Raw genomic sequence first — 18,725 nt, 5'->3', positions numbered from 1 at the left:
GTCAGTCCTCTTCCAGGTTGTGTCGGGCGGTCGCGGTGTTCTCGCGGTGCGCGGCGGCCACCAGCAGGGCCGTGTACTCATGGCGGGGTGCGGTGAGCACCTGCTCGCACGTGCCCGACTCGACCACGCGGCCGTTCCAGAGCACGGTCACCGTGTCGGCGAGCATGCGCACGACGGCGAGGTCGTGCGAGATGAACAGCATCGCGAGGCCGAGCTCGTCGCGCAGCTTCATGAGCAGCGCGAGGATCTGCGCCTGCACCGAGACGTCCAGCGCCGACACCGACTCGTCGCAGATCAGCACGCGCGGCCGGGGTGCGAGCGCGCGGGCGATCGCGACGCGCTGACGCTGACCGCCGGACAGCTCTGCCGGGCGCTTGCGGGCGAACTCGGCGGGAAGCCCCACCGTCTGCAGCAGCTCGGGCACCTCGTCGGCGGACCGCTTTGCGACGCCGAGCGCCTCACGCAGGATCGCGCCCACCGTCATCATCGGGTTCAGCGACGAGTACGGGTCCTGGAACACGATCTGCATCTGGTCCGGGGTGCGCGATGCGCGCCCGGGGGCCAGCACCGTGCCGTCGAAGACGACCTCGCCGCCGTCCTCGGACTCGAGTCCGGCGATGCACCTGGCGAGTGTGGACTTGCCCGACCCGGACTCCCCCACGACACCGGTGATGCGTCCGGGCACGATGTCGAGGTCGACGCCGTCGAGCACGAGGCGGTCGCCGAAGTGCTTGACGATGCCGGTCGCCCGCAGGAGCGCGTCGCGGTCCTGCGGCGCCTCCGGGTCGACCGCCGGCGGCGGCGCGACCGCGAGCGTCGGATCTGCTTCGATCAGCGCACGGGTGTACGGATGCTGCGGATCGGCGAGCACCGTCGACGTGGCGCCGCGCTCCACGACCTCGCCATGGCGCATCACGAGGACGTCGTCGGTGCGGCCGCGCACCAGCCCGAGGTCGTGCGAGATGAGGATGACGCACAGACTCCGCGCCTCCTGCACCGAACGCAGCAGGTCCAGGATCTCGGCCTGGTTCGAGGCGTCCAGCGCCGTCGTCGGCTCGTCGGCGATGATCAGCTGCGGGTCGGCGGCGAGCGCCGCCGCGATGGCGACGCGCTGGCGCATGCCTCCCGACAGCTCGTGCGGGTACGCACGCGCGACGCGCTCGGGCAGCTTCACTTCGGCGAGCCGCTCGGCGATGGCTCGGTCGCGGTCTGCGCGCGACAGCCGGCCGCCGGCGGCGGCATCCAGGGTCCACCCGATCTGCTCGCCGCAGCGGTGCACCGGAGACAGGCTCGTGAACGGATCCTGCAGCAGCAGCGTGACAGTGCCGCCCCGCACCGCACGCCACGAGGGCTGGCCGGCGTCGAGCGGGAGCGCGCGGTCGCCCACGCGCACCGAGCCCTTCGCCCGGAATCCGCGGGGCAGGAGCCCCACCAGCGACTTCGCGGTGAGCGTCTTGCCGGAGCCCGACTCCCCGATCACGGCGAGCGTGCGCCCGGGCTCGATGCGCGCGTCCAGCGGCAGGACCATCGGGCCGTCGTGCCCGATGACCGTGAGGCCCTCGATGACGACGCCGCTCACAGCGCCGTCCCCACCTGCGAGAGGCGCTGGCCCATCCAGTCGCCGACGAGGTTGACGGCCGAGGCGACGACGATGATCAGCAGCGCCGGAACGATCACGGCGGACGGGTTGTCGAACATGATCGCCCGGTTGTCGGTGAGCTGGCGCCCCCAGTCGGCGGTCCCCGGGGGGACGCCGACGCCGAGGAACGACAGCGACGAGAAGGCGACGAGCGCGAAGGCGATGTTGAGCATGACGTTGGTGATCACGAGGGTCGAGACGTTGGGGAGGATGTGCCGGAACATGACGCGCCAGCGCGAGAGCGACAGCATCCGTGCCGCCTCGATGTACGGCCGGCTGGACTGCTCGAGCACCCCCGCCCGCACGATGCGGATGTCGGACGGCGAGAACAGCAGGATGAGCAGCACGACGGTGACCCAGTAGCCGCCGCCGAAGACGCCCGACACGACGATCGCCGCGAGCAGCACCGGCAGCGCCAGCAGCAGGTCCGTCCACCGGCTGATGACGACGTCGAGCCAGCCGCGCTCGTAGCCGGCGAGCGTGCCGAGCACGATGCCGAGGAGCATCGAGCCGATCGCCACGCACACCGGGCCGATGAGAGCGGATGCCGCTCCCGCGACCGTCATCGCCCACACGTCGCGCCCGAGCTCGTCGGTGCCGAGGAGGTGGCCGGGGGTGCCCGCGGGGAGCAGGCCCGACAGGATGTCCTGGCGCATCGCGTCGGGGTAGAGCACACCGCCGAAGACGACGGCGAGCACGGCCGCCGCGAGCACCGCGAACGCGAGCGCGATGGTCACCGGCAGGCGGCGCCGGCGGCGGGTGCGCCCCGGGGCGCTGAGCAGGTCGATCGCGGCGGTCATGCAGTCATCTCCCTGCGACGGATGCGGGGGTCGAGCATCAGGTAGGCGAGGTCGGCGAGCAGCGCGATGACGGCGATGACCACGGCGACCAGCAGGGTCAGGGACTGCACGACGGCGATGTCCTTGAACAGCACCGAGTCCTGCAGGAGCGTCCCGAGGCCGGGAAGGGCGTAGGTCGTCTCGGCGAGCACCGTGCCGCCGACGAGGAAGGTCAGTACCAGGCTCGCCCCCGTCACGATCGGGATGGCCGCGTTGCGCAGGGCGATGCGGCGCACCTGCGACTCCGGGATGCCGCGCGCCCTGGCGCTGGTGACATAGTCCGTCTCGAGCTCGCGCAGCATCGCCGTGCGCGTCAGCTTCACGATGATCGCGCCCAGCCCGAGTGCGAGCGTGACGGCGGGGAGTACGAGGTGCCAGAGCGTGTCGAGCCCGCCCGAGCCCGCGCCGTACACCGGGAACAAGCGGACGTAATAGGCGAAGACGTATAGCAGGAGTAGCCCGACCGCGAAGGTCGGGGCACTCAGCCCCACCACCGCGAGGCTGCTCGCGGTGCGGTCGGTCCAGCCGCCGGCACGCACGGCGCTCTGCACCCCGAGCGGCACCGCGACGGCGAGCGCGACGACGAACGCGAGACCGCACAGCAGCATCGTGATGCCGACCCTCTGGGCGATCGCGTCGGCGACCGGCACCTGCAGCCGGATCGACTGGCCGAGATCGCCGACGAGGAACGCGCCGAGCCACTTCAGGTACTGCAGCCACACCGGATCGTCGAGGTTGTACTGCTCCCGGATCGCCGCCACGGCCTCGGGCGAGGCCGGCCGGTTGCCGAGGAGGTTCTTGACGATGTCTCCGGGTGCCAGGTGCATCAGCGAGAAGATGACCACCGACAGCACCAGCAGCACGGCGAGCACGCCGAGCACGCGCACCGCGAGCAGCCGGCCGACGGACCGGTACCGCGATGCGCGCGCTCGGACGGGAAGAGGCTGGGTCACTGCCCCGCCCGGTACAGCTGGGTCGGCCACGACGAGATGAACGCGAACGAGCTGTAGTCGTTCATGCCCAGGTCGTCGGCGAAGGCGGTGGCGGACTGCCCCCACCACAGCGGCACGTTGACCGCGTCCTCGGCCTGCAGCGTCTCGGCCTGCACGAGCAGATCGATGCGCGCCGCCGGGTCGGACTCGGCACCCGCCTGGGCGAGCAGGTCGACGATCGCGGGGTTGTCGTAGGCGGCCGGGTTGCCGGCGCCGAGGAGGTAGCTCGGCACCTCGGCCGGGTCGCCCAGCGTCGAGAAGTACCACATCAGGCCCACGCCGTGGTCGGAGGAGGCATCCAGGCTCGCCAGCCACTCCTCGATCGGCACCTCGCGCACGGTGAGGGTGATGCCGACCTCGGCGAGGTTCTGCGCCAGCGCCTGCGCCGCGGTGCCCAGCTGCGGGCCGGTGTTCGGGGTCAGCAGCTCCGCCTCGAAGCCGTCGGGCACCGACGATGCGGCGAGCGCCTTCTTGGCGGCATCCAGGTCGTAGTCCCACTGCGGGATGTCGGCGAGCACGTCGCGCGCCTCGTCGGCGCTGTACGCCTTGCCGAGCGACTCGGGCGTCATGATCGCCGTGGCCGCCTCGCCGTGGCCGCGCAGCAGCTTCTCGACGTACGCGTCGCGGTCGACCGCGTGCGCGAACGCCTCACGCACCTTCGGGTCGTCGAACGGCGCGATGCTGGTGTTGAAGTACAGCCCGACGTACGACAGGTCGTTGACGTAGTCCACGCGCATCGTGTCGAGGTTCTCCCACTGCTGCGCCTGCGCGAGCGGGACGTTGAAGGCGACGTCGACGTCGCCCGACTGCGCCGCGAGCAGGCGCGTGGACTCGTCGGGCACGAAGTTGACGGTGATCTCCTTGACCTTCGGCAGATCGCCCCACCACGTGTCGACGCGCTCGAAGGTCACGTGCGAGTCGGGTGCGAACTCGGTCACCCGGTAGGGGCCCGAGCCGAGCAGCAGCGCGTCGGCGGTGCCGACCTTGCCGTCGTGCTCCTCCCAGAACGCCTTCGACGTGATGAACGCGGCGCCGCCGGTGCTCATGTTCGCCGCGAACGCGGCGTCCGGCTCGGTCAGCGTGATGGTCACCTCGGCGTCGCCGGTCTTCTCGATCGTGTCGACGTTCGTGAGGTAGTAAGCCAGGCCGGGCGAGCTGGTCTCGTCGCGCGCCTGCTCGAGGCTGAAGACGACGTCGTCGGCGGTGACCGGCGTGCCGTCCTGGAACTCGGCGTCGTCGCGCAGCTCGTAGACGTAGGTGACGTCGTCGGTCTGCTCCCACGACTCCGCCAGTCCCGGCTGGATCTTGCCCTGGGCGTCGATGGAGACGAGCCCCTCCTGCGCGATCGAGGCGATGTAGTAGTTCAGGATGCCGGCCTCCTGGCCGACGTACAGGCTCGACAGCGATCCGGGCAGGGCCACCGTGATGTGGTCGATCTCGGCGCCGGTATCGGGGCCGGCGGTGCTCTCGGGTGCGGGGCTGGAACAGGCGGCCAGCAGCAGCGCGCCGGCGGCGGCGACGGTCGCGGCTTTCGCCATGCGGGCTGTGGACGGGAACGGCATGGTCGGGCTCTCCTCGGGTGTGGGTGCTGCGGTGCGGAATCGGGCGCGGTGGCCGTCGCTGCGTCGGCGGGCGTCGAGGATGGCCTCGACCTCGACGGGCGTCGGACGATGGGTGGCGAGCGTGCGGACGGCGGCGGCGACGGCGGGGATGGACGCGGCCTCGACGAGTGTCGTCGCCGACGTGCGGCGGGTGAACGACGGCGAGATGCCGAGCGCTCGCAGCCCCACCGGGAGCGTCACACCGGTGAGGTCGGACTCGGCGACGAACGCGGTGCCCACGCCGTGGGAGGCGAGCGCGATCGCGGCGTCGGGCCGGCTCACCACGATGTCGTCGGAGCGCTCGATGCGGCCGATCGCCTCGGCGACGACGTCGCTGCAGGTGCCCCGCCCGCGGATCCAGGGCAGCGCCGACAGCGCGCGGGCGTCGATGCGGCCACCGGGGGCGTCGACGTCGGCCGCGGTGAGCGCGATGACCTCCTCGGCGAAGAGGAAGGTCGAGCGCGCGCCGTTGCGGCGCGGTGCGCTGCGCCGGCCGCCGGCCTCGGCGATGTCGGTGGTGACCGCGATGTCGGCGCGGCCGCCGCGCACGAGGTCCAGCGCCTCGGCGGCGTCGGCGGTCTCGTGCACGGTGAGCTCGATGCCGGGGATCTCGGCCGCGAGGCGGGCGACAGTCGGGGCGATCACGTGCGCGACGCTCTCGACGGCGGCGGCGAAGCGGACCACGCCGGTGCGGCGGCCGAGCACGCGGGCGAGCTCGGTGGCCGCCGCCGTCAGGCTCGCGTCGATGCGGGGGGCGTGCTGCGCCAGCAGGGCACCCACGGGCGTGAGGGTCGCCGCACGGGCGGTGCGGGCGACGAGCGCCGCACCCAGCCGGGCCTCGAGCCGCTGGACGTGCTGCGTGATGGTCGGCTGCGTGTAGCCCAGCGAGCGGGCGGCCGCGCTGATCGACCCCTCCTGGTCGATCGCGACCAGGATGCGCAGCGAGTGCACATCGAGTGCTCGCGTCAGTGCGTCGATCTCCGGCGCCTCGTTGCTGTCCATAGGTGGATGCTATTCACACTCATGTTTCGATGGTGTAACAATATGTATCTGTTCGACGCACGCCGTCACAATCACGAGGACGTGACCCCATGAATGCAGCCCACAAGCGATGGATCGCCGACCGGGATGCCGCCGTCTGGGCGCCGCACGGCATCGCAGCGCTCGCGGCCACCCACTGGCTCGACGCCGTCGAGCGGCAGTTCGACGGCGTGCCCGGCTGGTGGCGCACCGACGGCGCCGCGGCGGTCGGCCGCGACACCCCTGCCGACCTGCGGCTCGCCCCTGCCGAAGAGGCCCGCATCGGCGACCTGACGCTGCGCGGCATGGCCCGCGACGGTGCGGTCGCGCTGCGGGTATGGGATCCGGATGCCGCCTCCCGCCGCGGGATCTCCGCCATCGTCCGCGCCCCCTACGACCCGTCGCGGCGGGTGACCGGGGTGTTCGCGCCGAAGCCCCGCGAGGCGGCGACCCAGGCCGTCGACGGCCACCGCTCCGACACCGTGTACGACGGCGTCGTCTTCTTCGAGCTCGACGGCATCCCGCTCGCACTGACCGTCGAGAGCGACGACGACGGCTCGCTCTTCGCCGCGTTCGCCGATGCCACCAGCGGCACCGAGAGCTACCGGTTCCGCTTCCTGCGCCTGCCGGCGCCCGACGACGACGGCCACGTCGAGGTCGACCTCAACCGCGCCTACCTGCCGCCCTGCGCGTTCTCGGACCACTACGTGTGCGTGTTCCCGCCGCCCGGCAACCGCTGGCAGGTGCCCGTCGCCGGCGGCGAGCTGCTGGTGCGCTGACGCTCAGAGCAGGCGTCGCGCCGACGCCCAGGCGGTGAGCTCGTACCGCGACGACAGCTGGAGCTTGCGCAGCACCGCCGACACGTGCGATTCGACGGTCTTCATCGAGATGAACAGCTCGGCGGCGACCTCCTTGTAGGCGTAGCCGCGGGCGATGAGGCGCATCACCTCCTGCTCGCGCGACGACAGCCGGTCCAGCTCGTCGCTGGTCGCGGCGGTCTCGCCGACGGCGGCGCCGAAGGCGTCGAGCACGAAGCCGGCCAGGCGCGGCGAGAACACCGCGTCCCCTCCGGCGACCGCGTGCACGGCGCGGCTGACTTCTGCCCCCGACGACCCCTTCGTGATGTATCCGCGGGCGCCGGCGCGGATGACCCGCACGACGTCCTCCGCGGCATCCGACACGCTCAGCGCGAGGAAGCGCGTCGTCGGCACGGCTGGGCCGGCGGCGCGGATGACGGCCTCCCCGCCTGCGGCGTCAGGGCCTGCCGCGGTGCCGGGGCCGGCGGGAAGGTGGACGTCCAGCAGCACGACGTCGGGGTTCGTCGCCTCGATGACCGCCACGGCCGATGCCGCGTCGGCGGCCTCGCCGACGACCTCGACCGATGCGTCGAGGTCGGCGCGCAGGCCGGAGCGGAAGATCGAGTGGTCGTCGACGATCACGACGCGCACGGGGGTCTCACTCACCAGGGGCCTCCGGGGTGTCTTCTGGCGCGGCGGCGTCGCCCCGGCCGGCGGGCGGGGCGCTCGCGGGAGAGGCGGCGAACCGCAGGTGCACCTCGGTGCCCCCGCTCGCCCCGCGACGCACGGTCGCCGAGCCGCCGGCCCGACGCATGCGGCCGAGGATGGATTGACGGACGCCGAGCCGGTCGGCCGGGATGCCGTCGACGTCGAAGCCGGGGCCTCGGTCGCGGACGTACACGTCGACCGCGTTCGCGTTGCCCTCGATGTACACCGACACGTCGCCACCGGCGTGCCGCGCGGCGTTGAGCATCGCCTCGCGGGATGCCGCAGCCACCTCGCCGCTGGCCCGCTCGGCGGGAAGCCCCGCCGAGACGACGTCGATGCGCACCGGGTAGTCGAGTTCGAGCGCGGCGGCGTAGTCGCGCAGGTCGGTCGGCAGATCGCTGTCGGCCGGGGCGTCGCCGTCGTAGAGCCATGCCCGCAGCTCGCGCTCCTGTGCGCGAGCCAGTCGCGCGACCTCGCTGGAGGCGCCCGCGCGGTTCTGGATCAGCGCCAGCGTCTGCAGCACGGAGTCGTGCAGGTGCGCGGCCATCTCGGCGCGCTGCTCCTCGCGGATGCGGCGGATCCGCTCCCCCGATAGCTCGCGCCACCGGTCGACCAGGATCGACGAGTACACCAGCACGATGCCGGCGATCGGCACGAGCGCGATCACGAACCCGGCGATCCCCGTCTGCCGCAGCGCCGACAGCTGCGCCACGAGCAGGACGACGAGCGCCACCGTCGCCACGATCCGGACGAAGTTCTCGTGTCGCGGACCGCGTGCCGGGTCGTGCCGGTCGACGAGGGTCGCCCAGGCGCCCGCGGCCACCGCGAGCGCCGTCGCGAGGAACACGCCCCCCACCCAGGCGGGCAGCGACGTCCAGCCGACGCCGTTCGCCCCGAACAACGCGATGCCGGCCATGGTCAACAGGACCGCAGCGATCGACGCGCCGGTGAGGATCCAGGCGACCGGCGCACGCCGCGTCGGCGTCTCGGAACCGGATGCCGCACCCGCGCTGCGTGTGCCGTCGCCGGCGTCGTCCCACGGCACGAACACCCACAGCCATGCGTAGAGCAGTGCGCCCGCGCCCCACACCAGCGTCAGCGCCACGAACGCCGCGCGCACCACCCACAGCGGCCAGCCGAGATGGCGGGCGAGTCCTGCCGAGACACCAGAAACCGCGCAGTCGCGGGGACGACGCAGCGGCGGACGAGCGGATGCCGCCCCCTCTGCCCCGATCGCAGAGCGAGCGTCAGCGAGACCAAGCGCGGCCGCAGTCGCGTCGGCGTTCGCGGAAGAGGGCATACCGGCATCCAATCACTCCTTGCGCCCCTGACCCCGTCCGGGTGCCCGGGATCAGGGTCGGGTCAGGGGATCACCCCATAGCGAGGCTCTCGCGCCGGCCGCCAGGGTGGAACCATGACCGACACCGCCTCCGCTCTCCCCACCGACCCGGGCCCGCCGCCGACCGCTCCTCCGGGGCTGCCGACGGGCTCGGAGCGGTTCTTCTCGTGGGTGCGAGGGCTCGGCATCGTGCGCGCCGATGCGTGGCTCGGCGGCGTCTGCGGCGGTGTCGCGGCGCGGCTGCGGATCGACCCGCTCATCGTCCGCGGCATCTTCGTCGTGGTGGCTCTGTTCGGCTTCCCGGCGCTGCTGGTCTATGCGATCGCGTGGGCGCTGCTGCCCGACACCGACGGCCGCATCCACCTGCGGGAGCTGTTCCACGGCCGTTACGACGCCGCGATGACCGGCGTGTTCATCATGGCGATCGTCGGCTTCGTGCCCGTCGTGCCGTGGCTGCGCAACGTGCTGCTGTGGCCGGTGTGGGCCCTCACCGGGTTCGCGCCGTGGGCGCGGGACTGCGGCTCGGGCGTCTCGATGCTCGACGTGTTCGGCATCCTTCTCGGGCTCGCCCTTCTCGGCGGCCTGATCTACCTCATCGTCCGGTCGGCCCACGCCGACCGGCTCGCACGGGCGGGTGCGCCGATGGCTTCCGCGCAGCCCGCCTCTCCGGGCGCGTCCGATTCGGGTGACGACGCGACCCCTCCCCTCGCCGCGTATTCCGCGGCGGCCGTGGATCCGGCCGGTCGGGCGCCGGTCGGATCCGCGACGGGAACGGATGCCTCCTTCGCCGACGCAGCCGCCACGCCCGACGACGCGCAGGTCGCCGACTGGCGCGCCCGGCAGGAGACCTGGCGCGCGCACGATCACGCGTGGCGTCGCAGCCAGCAGGACGCCGACCGCGCCGCCCGCGAGCAGGCCCGCCGCGAACGTCAGGCCACCGGAGCCGCGTTCGCCCTCGAGGCCGAGGAGCGCCGGCGCGTGCGCCGCGTGACCCGCCCCCGCACGAGCTTCGCGTTCGTCCTGACCGCGCTCGGTGCGGCCATCGTCGCGGGCGCGCTCGCCGTGCTCACCGCTGCCAGTCCGGGGTCGGAGACCGCCCCCTACGCCGGCGCGATCGGCGTGTTCACCGCGGCGCTGGTCACCGCCCTGGCGATGGTCGTCGCCGGCGCGTTCCGCCGCCGCAGCGGCTTCCTCACCGCGGTCACGATCGTGCTCCTGGTGATCGGCGGCTCCGTGGCGGCGGCATCCGGTCCCCAGGCCGTCACTATCGGGAGCGTCAATCTCGGCACCGCGAGCTACGAGCAACGCGTGGTGCAGCCGTTCGGCGACATGCTCATCACCGTGGCGTCGTCCTCCGAAAGCGAGGACGTCGAAGCCGGCGGGGTCGTCGTGCGCAAGGGCTTCGGTACGACCACCATCGAGGTCTTTCCCGGGACGTCGCTCGAACTCGAGGCCGAACTCGGCGACGGCAGTGTCCATTACGACCGCGTCAACGGACCCACCGGGCAAGTTCTGAAATCCGGCTCCCTGAAGCCGGACGGCGATGGAGTCTGGCGGTTCGTGGCCAGCAGCAAGGACGACACGGGGGTCACCACGACCCAGCACATCGCCCTCGACCAGACCGCCGGCTCGGTCCAGATCACGATCTACGAGAAATGAGCACCGACATGAGCACCTTCGAGAATCCGGATGCCGCATCCGGCGCCGACGCACTGCCAACGAACCCCGACGCCAGCATGCCGTCGCTCACCGACGCCGACGAGACGGCGGTGCTCGCCGACCTCGAGCCACCGGCACCTGCCGATGCTGATGAGACGGTCGTGCTCTCCCACCTCGAACCCGCACCTGCCGACGCGGAGACGGCGGTGCTCGCCGACCTCGAGCCGCCGCTGCCTGAGGCCACCGCGACCCCGGGGCTCCCGGCATCCGGGACCGCACCGTTCGCCGACCCGGCACCGTCCGCGCCGCTGGCTCCGCCGGTTCCCGCCGCGCTCCCGCCCGCGTACACCGGCGTCGAGCCTGCGCTCACCGCTCCAGCTCCCGAGCGCGCAGCGGCGGCCGCACCGCCGACCGGACCCCGCGTGCGCTGGGCGGGCATCCTGTGGGGGCTCGTGCTCGCCGGGATCGCCGCGACGGGCGTGTGGATCCTCACCGACGCGAGCCGCCAGACCGCGCTGGTGGAGTGGATGCTGGGCCTCAGCCCCGCGGCGGCGGTCGCGTACGCCGTGCTCATCCTGGGCGGGTTCGCGCTCGTCGCGGGCCTCGTCGGCCTCGCCCGGCGCGCCCAGCGCGTGGGCGAACGTCGCCGTGCGGCATCCGCTCACCAGCTGTGATCGCCCAGCCGCGTCGTTCCTCCGCGCGCGGCCACGAGGCGGCCCCCGGCTCGATGAGCCCTGACCGCCTGTAGCATTCGAGGCATGTCGAGTCCTGAGTCGGACAGGTCAGGGGCTGTCGGTCGCGCCGCCAGCCCCGCACACCTCTGAGCACATCCGCTCGCGATCTGCGCGAGCGTGCTCGGCATACTCCGGGTCGCTGGCCGTGGTGACCAGAAGAACCACCTTCTGCAACTCACCTCGGAGTACTCGATGCCTTTCGCCCTCTACATGCTTGCCCTGGCGGTTCTCGTCATGGGCACCTCGGAATTCATGCTGGCGGGTCTGCTACCCGCCATCGCTGCTGGTCTCGACGTCACCGTCGGTGCCGCGGGCCTGCTGACCTCCGCATTCGCCATCGGAATGGTCGTCGGCGCGCCACTCATGGCCGCCCTCGCTCGTCGCTGGCCCCCGCGGACGGCGCTGCTCGTCTGCCTGCTCGTCTTCGCCGCCTGTCACATGGCGGCCGCTGTCACATCCGTCTTCGCCATCCTGCTCTCCGCCCGTGTGGTCAGCGCTCTCGCCAACGCCGGCTTCCTCGCGGTCGCGCTGTCGACGGCGACGACCCTGGTCGCCGAAACCCGGAAAGGGCGAGCCCTTGCCGTCCTGCTGTCCGGCACGACGATCGCCACGGTCGCGGGGGTTACCGCGGGGGCACTGCTCGGCACGGCGGCCGGGTGGCGTGCCACCTTCTGGGCGATCGCCCTGCTGTGCATACCTGCCGCGATCGGGATCCTGCGAGGGATCCGGAATCGCGTGGAGAGCACGGCCGGGGCGCCCCGGCTTCGCACCGAGCTCGATCAGCTGCGCTCACCCCGCCTGCTTCTCACGATGGCGCTCGGCGCATCGGTCAACGGTGGCACCTTCGCGGCCTTCACCTTCTTGGCGCCGATCGTGACCGATACGGCAGGGCTGGGAGAGGCCTGGATCGCCGTGGTGCTCGTCATGTTCGGCGTCGGATCGTTCCTCGGTGTCACAGCCGCGGGGAGGCTGTCGGACAGCAGGCCGGGGCTGGTGCTCGGCGTCGGGGGCCCGCTCCTGCTCGCGGGATGGATCGCACTCGCCCTGCTCGCGTCGTATCCCGCGCTCCTGGTCATCCTCGTCCTCGTCCTGGGAGTGCTTTCGTTCGGTGTGGGCAGCACCGTGATCGCGCAGGTGCTCTACGCCGCCACCGGCGCGCCGACGATGGGTGGTTCGTACGCGACGGCGGCGCTCAATCTCGGTGCCGCAGTGGGACCGGTTCTCGGCGCACTCGGACTCGCGACCGGAGCCGGCACGCTCGCCCCCGTCTGGGTCGCGGCGGGGCTCACTGCCCTGGCTCTGGTGGTCATGCTGCTGTCGAGACGTCAGCTCACGACGGCGCCGGTGGCGGTGCACGGGTGACACACGCGACCGCCGTTCTCACTTGACGCATGCCACGACGCCTGGCGGGACGACTTCGGTCTAGCGGTCCCTGAAACGACATTCGCGCCGTGCCCCCTTGCGGGAGCACGGCGCGAACGGCTGTGTCAGGCGCGGCTCTCGCGGCGCCGTCGGGTCACTTGCTGAGGCTGCTGCAGCCCTCGTCGCCCTCGCCGACGCAGAGGACGAGGTTCTCGGCGCTCACGAGCGCCTCGGGAACCTCGAAGCTCCACACGTAGCTGTACGACTTGCCGGGCTTCATCTCGACGTCGACGTTCTGCTGCGCGACGGCGGTGCCGGCGAAGGACTCGTCGGTCGTCGAGCGCAGCACGGGGGCGACGTCGGCGCCCGTGAGGCCCTCCTCAGTGACCCACTGGGCCACGTTGGTGGTCACCCAGAGCATGCCCTCGGAAGCGGCGCCCATGGTGTCGTCGGGGACGATGCCGCTCCACACCTCGAGCATGTTGCCGTCTGCTCCGACGCGCTCACCGACGGCCGCGGGCTCCGTGAGCGACGACTCGACGAAGGTCACCGCGGGAGCGGTGGCCGAGGGCGTCGAGCCCGGGTCGGTGGAAGCGGACGAGGCGCAACCGGCGAGGAGAAGGCCGGAAGCGGCGACGATGGACAGGACTGCAGTACTGCGCGAGCGCATGACGAACACCTCTTCGAATCGTTTCGGGGATACCTCTACGGTACCCCTCCGAAACAGGTGGTCGGACCACATCAGCCGCTGTGCGCACCGCCGGGTTCGGGGCGACGCGACTGGACCGCGTCGTAGGTGCGGCGCAGGCTCTCGGTCATGAGCGGGAAGTCCTGCCGCAGCACGAGCACGAACAGCATGTCGATGAGCGCGAGCTGCGCGATGCGGCTCGCCATCGCGCCGCTGCGGAACCGGCTCTCGCGCACGCTGGTGTGCAGCACGATGTCGCACACGTCGTCCAGCGACGACTCGGCGGCGTTAGTGATCCCGATCGTCAGGGCGCCGGTGCGCCGCGCGACGGTGAGGAAGTCGAGCGTCTCGCGCGTCTCGCCGCGGAACGAGACGCCGATCGCGACCGAGGCGTCGTCGAGCAGCGCCGCCTGGACGAGCGCCAGATGGATGTCGACCGAGACGGCGGCGGGCTTGCCGATGCGGCTGAGCTTCTGGAAGAGGTCCTGCGCGCTCAGCGACGACGCCCCGGCGCCGTACAGCTCGATGCGGCGCGCACCGCGGATCGCGGCGACCGCGCGGGCCACGGCATCCGTGTCGAGCATCTGGGCGGTGTCCTGGATCGCCTGCACCTCTTGGAACGCGATCTTGGCGACAGTGTCGGCGACCGAGTCGTCGGGCCCGATCTCGCCCTCGGCGATGTCGAAGCTGACCCGCTGCGCCTGATCCCTGCTGAGCGCAGAGATCACGTCGAGCCGGAACTCGCGATACCCCGGGTAGCCGAGGCTCTGGCAGAACCGGGCGACCGTCGACTGCGACGCGTCGCTGACGTCGGCCAGCCGCATGATCGTCGACGTGCGCACGAGCTCCGGGTCGGCGAGCACGGCGTCGGCGACGCGGCGCTCCGACGCGCTCAGCCGGTCCCGCGACTGGCGCACGCGGAGCAGGACGTCCATCACACCGCCCCGCGGGTGCGGTCCAGCGCTTCGCGCAGCCGGCCCTGGGCGTCCGTCAGCGCGTGTGCCGCGGCATCCGCGGTCAGTCCCCTCATGCACATCAGTATCGCGGGCTTGACCTCCCAGTCCGTGTCGGCGAGTGCGCGACGCGCCATGGCGGGGTCGACATCGGCGACCGCCATGACGGTGCGCACACCGCGGGCCCGGAGCTTCTCGTTCGTGGCGCGCAGGTCGACCATGTGGTTGCCGTACGTCTTGCCGATGCGCACCATCGCGAGGGTCGAGATCGTGTTCAGCACGATCTTCTGCGCGGTGCCCGCCTTCAGGCGCGTCGACCCGGCGACCAGCTCGGGTCCGACGACGACCTCGACGCCCACGTCGGCGGCGGCCGACAGCTCGGAGCGAGGGTTGCAGCTGACGCCGATGGTGGCGGCTCCGCGCCGGCGCGCCTCGGCGATCGCCCCGAGCACGTAGGGCGTGCGCCCGGATGCCGTCAGGCCCACGACGCAGTCGTCGGGGCCGATCTCCGCGTGGGCGATGTCGTCGCCGCCTGCGTCGGCGTCGTCCTCGGCGTTCTCCACGGCCGAGCGGATCGCGGTCTCGCCGCCGGCGATGATGCCGACGACCCGTTCGGCCGGTTCGCCGAACGTCGGCGGGATCTCGCTCGCGTCGAGCACCCCGAGCCGCCCAGGGGTGCCCGCGCCGACGTACACCAGCCGGCCGCCGCGCTGCATGCGCTCGGCCGCCGCGTCCACGGCGCGGGCGAGGTCGTCGGCCGCGGCCGACAGCGCCGCGGTGACCTGACGGTTGTGATCGATCATGGCGGCGACGAGCTCGGGCGTGGTCATCAGGTCGAGCCCGCCGAAGTCGGGGTCCACCGCCTCGGTGGTCAGCTCCGCGAGCTGGCGGCGCAGGTCGTCGATGTCAACCATGGCGCACCACGCTTCCCTCGTACGCGCTCGCGGGCATGCGGGCGATGTACTCCGCCCCGGCAAGCGCGTCGCCGCGCGGCTCGACGACGTCGAGCCCGCGTTCGCGCAACCGCGCGCGCAGCGCGTCGCCGAACGCCTCGGAGCGCGCGATCCCGCCGAACAGGCAGTACGGGCCGGACGTGGCGGCGCACGCGCGCACCACGGCGCCGACGGCACGGTCGACGATGCCGCGGGCGACCTCGTCGCCGGATCCCGCCACCTCGAGCACATGCGGCGCGAAACGCGCGAGCTGCCGGGCGGGTGCCGCGGTGTCGGCGACCCAGCGCGGCAGGGTGCTGAGCGGTGCGTGCAGTTCGAGGGCGGCCTCGGTGAGCGCGGTCGCGGGTCCGCGGCCGTCGTGGGCGGCGAGCACCGCCCGCAGCCCCTCCTGGCCGATCGCGCGGCCGCTGCCCTCGTCGCCCAGCCAAGGACCCCAGCCGTCCACCTGCGACAGCTCGCCGGCGTCGTCGAGCGTGAGCAGCACGGTTCCGGTGCCGACGATCACGATGGTGCCCGGCTCGCCTGCGAACGCGCCGGCGTGCGCGGTGACCGCGTCGCTCGTGACCGCGACGGGAGCATCGAGATGGATGCCGACACGCTCGGCGAGCGCCCGTGCCGCGGCGGGCGCGGCCTCGGCGCCGGCGGCGCCCACGCCGATCGACGCGACCGGCGTGCGCAGCTGCGCGGGCAGCCCGCGCAGCGTCGCCACGATGGCGTCGAAAGCGCGCGCATCGCCGTCGCTGTCGGCGAGGCCGGGGACTCCCGCGCCCTGCGCCGATGACACGGCATCTCCGGATGTCGCACGGATGCGGCATCCGGTCTTTCCCAAGTCGACCGCGACGATGCTCACGCTCGCTCCTCTCGTGTGCGCACGCGCAGCCGACGGGCCCGGTGCGAAGTCTCAGGGATGACGGGCAGCGGTGCGACCGAGAGGTCCCACTGCCCGGCGACGGCGGCGCGGCCGGCGGGGGTTCCCGGCAGCTCGAGCGCCACGCGGGCCGCCGACAGGTAGGCCAGTGCCGCGAACATGACGCTCTCGCGCGCGTCGGACGGGATGCCCCACGCGTCGCTCGGCTCGACGGGGACGCCGGCGAGTTCGCGGATCCGCGCCAGCAGCACGGGGTTGCGGGCACCGCCGCCCGACACGACGACGCGGGCGACGCCGGGCGCGGCGGTGGCGAGTGCGTCGGCGACCGTCGAGGCGGTGAGCTCGACGAGCGTCGCGCAGACGTCCTCGAAGCGGGCATCCACCGCGCCCACGGCTTCGTCGACCGTCTGCAGCGTGAACGTCTCGCGGCCCGTCGTCTTCGGGGCGGGGAGCGCGAAGTAGGGGTGCGCGCGCAGCCGGCGCAGCAGGCCGTCGTCGACCCGCCCTGCGGCGGCGTGGCGGCCGTCGCGATCGAAGGTCTCGGCACCCTCGGTGTGCCGTGCGACCCACGCGTCCAGCAGCGCGTTGGCGGGGCCGGTGTCGAACCCGGCCACCGCCCCGTCGGGGCGCACGACCTGGAGGTTCGCGATGCCGCCGAGGTTCAGCGACGCGATGGGCGCTGCGGCCTCCTCAGCCGCCGTGCGCAGCCAGCGCGCGTCGAACACGGCGATGAGGGGGGCGCCCATGCCGCCCGCGGCGACGTCGGCGACGCGCACGTTGAACAGCACGGGGCAGCCGGTGGCGCGGGCGATCCACGCCGGCTCGCCCACCTGCAGCGTGCCCCACACCGTGCCGTCGCCGGCGACGCCGTGGAACACCGTCTGCCCGTGGGAACACACCAGGTCGGGGCGGGGATGCTTCCCCGCGAACCGCACGGCGGCGCGGGCGAACGCCTGCCCGACGGTCGTCTCGAGCGCGCACCACTCCCGCGGATCGAGGCGGTCCCCGGAAACCGCGCGCATCACCAGGTCGCGCTCGTCGGCGCGCCAGGGCTCGGTGCCCCACGCGACGACGTCGAGCTCGAGCGCGTCGCCGGCGTCCGAGACGTCGACGAGGGCCGCGTCGATGCCGTCCGCGCTCGTGCCGGACTGCAGCGCGAGGATCCTCATGCGCCCTGCCCCGCGGCCCACGACCGCACCAGGTCGGCCGAGAACACCGAGTCGGCCCCGAGCTGCACGGTCGCCGCGTCGAACCGGCCCGGCATCGCGCCCACGTTCACCACGACGCACTCCCCCTCGGACCGGGCCCGCTCCAGCGCCGCCAGCTGTGCGGCGCTGGGTCGATCCGCGACGACGGCGGTGACCCCGCCGCCGGACGCGGCGAGCGCGCGCAGCGCGTCGGCCACAGGCACTGCGCGGGTCGCTGCCGCCTGGGTCGCGCCCGCGCGGGCGTCGACGACACGGTCGATGCGCGCCAGTGCCGCGACGGCGGAGGAATCGGATGCCGCGACCAGCGCCGCGGCGATCGCCGCGGTGTCGGCGGGGTCGACCGCGGTGGCGGCATCCGTCCCCGCGCTCTCGCGCTGCGTGGCGGTGTCGCGGGCGAGGCGGGCGACCCGGTCGTGCGCCTCGCGGAGCCGCTCGGGCGCGAGCCGGCCCTCGCGCAGTGCCGCGACGATCGCGTCGATGACCTCGGCGTACTGTCCGGCCGCGTCGATGCCGCTGAGCTCGGGGTTGCCCAGGCACACCAGGTCGGCTCCGGCGGCGAGGGCCCGGGCGGCCCCGCCCCCGATGCCGTAGGTGTCGGCGATGGCGGCCATGTCGACGGCATCCGTCACCACGACGCCGTCGAAGCCCGCCGCCCGCAGCCGGGCGATCGCGTCGGGGTTCACGGTGACCGGTTCGGCGCCCCACTCGGGCACCACGATGTGCGCGGTCATGACGGCGGGGACTCCCGCGTCGATCGCCGCGACGAACGGCAGCGCGTGACGTGCCGCCGTCGACGCGGGGATCGTCGGCAGCCCGCGGTGCGAGTCGACGTCGGTGTCTCCGTGGCCGGGCCAGTGCTTGACGCAGGCCGCGACACCACGACGCGAGCGGATGCCGCGCACCGTCGCCGCGACGCGCACGGCGACCTCGTGCGGGTCGGCGCCGAACGAGCGCGCGCCGATCACCGGGTTGGCGGGGTTGTCGTTGACGTCGGCGCTGGGCGCGAGCACCAGGTCGATGCCCGCACGGCGGACGCGCTCGGCGAGCAGGGCGCCGATCCGCTCCGCCGTCTCCGGCGCGACGAGCCCGAGCTGGGCGGGCGAGGGCAGCGTCGAGCCGTTCCGTCCCTCCAGCCGCGTCACGACGCCGCCCTCCTCGTCGGCGGCGACCAGCGTCGCCGGCCGCACCTCGCGGATCGCGGCGGACAGCGCGGCCGTGCCATCCGGGTCGGCGGCGTCCACGTTGCCCGCGAACAGGCACACCCCGCCCAGTCCTCGTTCGAGTTCGTCGCGCACCCACTCGGGCAGCGACGTTCCGGCGAATCCGGGCAGCAGCACGCCCGGCACGAGTCGTTCGATGTCCATG

Annotated in this window: 16 protein-coding genes; 4 read left to right on the top strand and 12 right to left on the bottom strand. The window is 73.0% G+C overall.

All coding sequences use genetic code 11. The features are described from left to right. Position 1: 1 nt before the first annotated feature. The 4 genes from AC1DDU_RS11220 to AC1DDU_RS11205 are packed head-to-tail and all read right to left on the bottom strand — an operon-like array spanning position 2 to position 6,073. Positions 2-1,579 carry a dipeptide ABC transporter ATP-binding protein gene (locus AC1DDU_RS11220; protein ID WP_477434075.1) on the bottom strand — a complete coding sequence of 526 codons (1,578 nt, stop codon included), beginning with the start codon at positions 1,577-1,579 and terminating at the stop codon, positions 2-4. Beyond that, positions 1,576-2,439, bottom strand: a complete 864-nt coding sequence (locus AC1DDU_RS11215; protein ID WP_477434073.1) for an ABC transporter permease — start codon at positions 2,437-2,439, stop codon at positions 1,576-1,578. Before AC1DDU_RS11215 ends, AC1DDU_RS11220 begins: the two co-directional genes overlap by 4 nt. Then, positions 2,436-3,431, bottom strand: a complete 996-nt coding sequence (locus AC1DDU_RS11210; RefSeq protein ID WP_477434071.1) for an ABC transporter permease — start codon at positions 3,429-3,431, stop codon at positions 2,436-2,438. Before AC1DDU_RS11210 ends, AC1DDU_RS11215 begins: the two co-directional genes overlap by 4 nt. Continuing rightward, positions 3,428-6,073 carry an ABC transporter substrate-binding protein gene (locus tag AC1DDU_RS11205; RefSeq protein ID WP_477434069.1) on the bottom strand — a complete coding sequence of 882 codons (2,646 nt, stop codon included), beginning with the start codon at positions 6,071-6,073 and terminating at the stop codon, positions 3,428-3,430. Before AC1DDU_RS11205 ends, AC1DDU_RS11210 begins: the two co-directional genes overlap by 4 nt. 89 nt (positions 6,074-6,162) lie before the next feature. Here AC1DDU_RS11205 and AC1DDU_RS11200 point away from each other — a divergent pair, with 89 nt between their 5' ends. Then, positions 6,163-6,870, top strand: a complete 708-nt coding sequence (locus AC1DDU_RS11200; protein WP_477434067.1) for a DUF1684 domain-containing protein — start codon at positions 6,163-6,165, stop codon at positions 6,868-6,870. Positions 6,871-6,873: 3 nt separating this feature from the next. On the opposite strand, the gene AC1DDU_RS11195 is transcribed toward AC1DDU_RS11200, so the two are convergent. Then, the gene (locus AC1DDU_RS11195) at positions 6,874-7,554 is read right to left on the bottom strand and encodes a LuxR C-terminal-related transcriptional regulator (protein WP_477434065.1); all 681 of its coding nucleotides are present in this window, start codon (positions 7,552-7,554) and stop codon (positions 6,874-6,876) included. Beyond that, positions 7,547-8,896, bottom strand: coding sequence for an ATP-binding protein (locus AC1DDU_RS11190; protein WP_477434063.1), 1,350 nt, complete (start codon positions 8,894-8,896; stop codon positions 7,547-7,549). Before AC1DDU_RS11190 ends, AC1DDU_RS11195 begins: the two co-directional genes overlap by 8 nt. Positions 8,897-9,010: 114 nt before the next feature. Between AC1DDU_RS11190 and AC1DDU_RS11185 the strand changes: the two genes are divergently transcribed. The 3 genes from AC1DDU_RS11185 (at position 9,011) to AC1DDU_RS11175 (ending at position 12,690) form a co-directional block, all read left to right on the top strand. Further along, positions 9,011-10,594 carry a PspC domain-containing protein gene (locus tag AC1DDU_RS11185; protein ID WP_477434061.1) on the top strand — a complete coding sequence of 528 codons (1,584 nt, stop codon included), beginning with the start codon at positions 9,011-9,013 and terminating at the stop codon, positions 10,592-10,594. Between the two features lie 8 nt (positions 10,595-10,602). Continuing rightward, the gene (locus AC1DDU_RS11180; protein WP_477434059.1) at positions 10,603-11,268 is read left to right on the top strand and encodes a hypothetical protein; all 666 of its coding nucleotides are present in this window, start codon (positions 10,603-10,605) and stop codon (positions 11,266-11,268) included. A 252-nt stretch (positions 11,269-11,520) separates the two neighbouring features. Beyond that, positions 11,521-12,690 carry a Cmx/CmrA family chloramphenicol efflux MFS transporter gene (locus AC1DDU_RS11175; protein WP_477434057.1) on the top strand — a complete coding sequence of 390 codons (1,170 nt, stop codon included), beginning with the start codon at positions 11,521-11,523 and terminating at the stop codon, positions 12,688-12,690. A gap of 154 nt (positions 12,691-12,844) precedes the next feature. On the opposite strand, the gene AC1DDU_RS11170 is transcribed toward AC1DDU_RS11175, so the two are convergent. The 6 genes from AC1DDU_RS11170 to AC1DDU_RS11145 all read right to left on the bottom strand — a co-directional run bounded on the left by AC1DDU_RS11170 (position 12,845) and on the right by AC1DDU_RS11145 (position 18,724). After that, positions 12,845-13,360: a hypothetical protein gene (locus tag AC1DDU_RS11170; RefSeq protein ID WP_477434055.1), complete on the bottom strand. Its 516-nt coding sequence runs from the start codon at positions 13,358-13,360 to the stop codon at positions 12,845-12,847. 71 nt (positions 13,361-13,431) lie between these two features. Further along, positions 13,432-14,313 (bottom strand): MurR/RpiR family transcriptional regulator, encoded by an 882-nt coding sequence (locus tag AC1DDU_RS11165; protein WP_477434053.1) that lies wholly within the window; start codon positions 14,311-14,313, stop codon positions 13,432-13,434. Beyond that, entirely contained in the window at positions 14,313-15,245 is a 933-nt protein-coding gene (murQ, locus tag AC1DDU_RS11160; protein WP_477434051.1) for an N-acetylmuramic acid 6-phosphate etherase, read from the bottom strand. Before murQ ends, AC1DDU_RS11165 begins: the two co-directional genes overlap by 1 nt. Beyond that, complete coding sequence (locus AC1DDU_RS11155; protein WP_477434049.1) at positions 15,238-16,134, bottom strand: N-acetylglucosamine kinase; 897 nt, start codon at positions 16,132-16,134, stop codon at positions 15,238-15,240. The genes murQ and AC1DDU_RS11155 overlap by 8 nt, the downstream gene beginning before the upstream one ends. After that, entirely contained in the window at positions 16,131-17,321 is a 1,191-nt protein-coding gene (locus AC1DDU_RS11150; protein WP_477434047.1) for an anhydro-N-acetylmuramic acid kinase, read from the bottom strand. Before AC1DDU_RS11150 ends, AC1DDU_RS11155 begins: the two co-directional genes overlap by 4 nt. Beyond that, entirely contained in the window at positions 17,318-18,724 is a 1,407-nt protein-coding gene (locus AC1DDU_RS11145; protein ID WP_477434045.1) for a glycoside hydrolase family 3 N-terminal domain-containing protein, read from the bottom strand. The genes AC1DDU_RS11150 and AC1DDU_RS11145 overlap by 4 nt, the downstream gene beginning before the upstream one ends. Between the last annotated feature and the right edge of the window lies 1 nt (position 18,725).

This window comes from Microbacterium sp. 05T445, from assembly GCF_056395865.1.
The sequence above is the reverse complement of the archived record's forward strand: the minus strand, read 5'-3'. Positions and strand labels throughout refer to the sequence as shown.

Coding starts and splice junctions, on each gene's coding strand:
- AC1DDU_RS11185 (WP_477434061.1), top strand. CDS start 9,011: ATGACCGACACCGCCTCCGCTCTCCCCACCGACCCGGGCCCGCCGCCG.
- AC1DDU_RS11205 (WP_477434069.1), bottom strand. CDS start 6,073: ATGGACAGCAACGAGGCGCCGGAGATCGACGCACTGACGCGAGCACTC.
- AC1DDU_RS11215 (WP_477434073.1), bottom strand. CDS start 2,439: ATGACCGCCGCGATCGACCTGCTCAGCGCCCCGGGGCGCACCCGCCGC.
- AC1DDU_RS11150 (WP_477434047.1), bottom strand. CDS start 17,321: ATGAGGATCCTCGCGCTGCAGTCCGGCACGAGCGCGGACGGCATCGAC.
- AC1DDU_RS11180 (WP_477434059.1), top strand. CDS start 10,603: ATGAGCACCTTCGAGAATCCGGATGCCGCATCCGGCGCCGACGCACTG.
- murQ (WP_477434051.1), bottom strand. CDS start 15,245: ATGGTTGACATCGACGACCTGCGCCGCCAGCTCGCGGAGCTGACCACC.
- AC1DDU_RS11165 (WP_477434053.1), bottom strand. CDS start 14,313: ATGGACGTCCTGCTCCGCGTGCGCCAGTCGCGGGACCGGCTGAGCGCG.
- AC1DDU_RS11175 (WP_477434057.1), top strand. CDS start 11,521: ATGCCTTTCGCCCTCTACATGCTTGCCCTGGCGGTTCTCGTCATGGGC.
- AC1DDU_RS11190 (WP_477434063.1), bottom strand. CDS start 8,896: ATGCCCTCTTCCGCGAACGCCGACGCGACTGCGGCCGCGCTTGGTCTC.
- AC1DDU_RS11145 (WP_477434045.1), bottom strand. CDS start 18,724: ATGGACATCGAACGACTCGTGCCGGGCGTGCTGCTGCCCGGATTCGCC.
- AC1DDU_RS11170 (WP_477434055.1), bottom strand. CDS start 13,360: ATGCGCTCGCGCAGTACTGCAGTCCTGTCCATCGTCGCCGCTTCCGGC.
- AC1DDU_RS11200 (WP_477434067.1), top strand. CDS start 6,163: ATGAATGCAGCCCACAAGCGATGGATCGCCGACCGGGATGCCGCCGTC.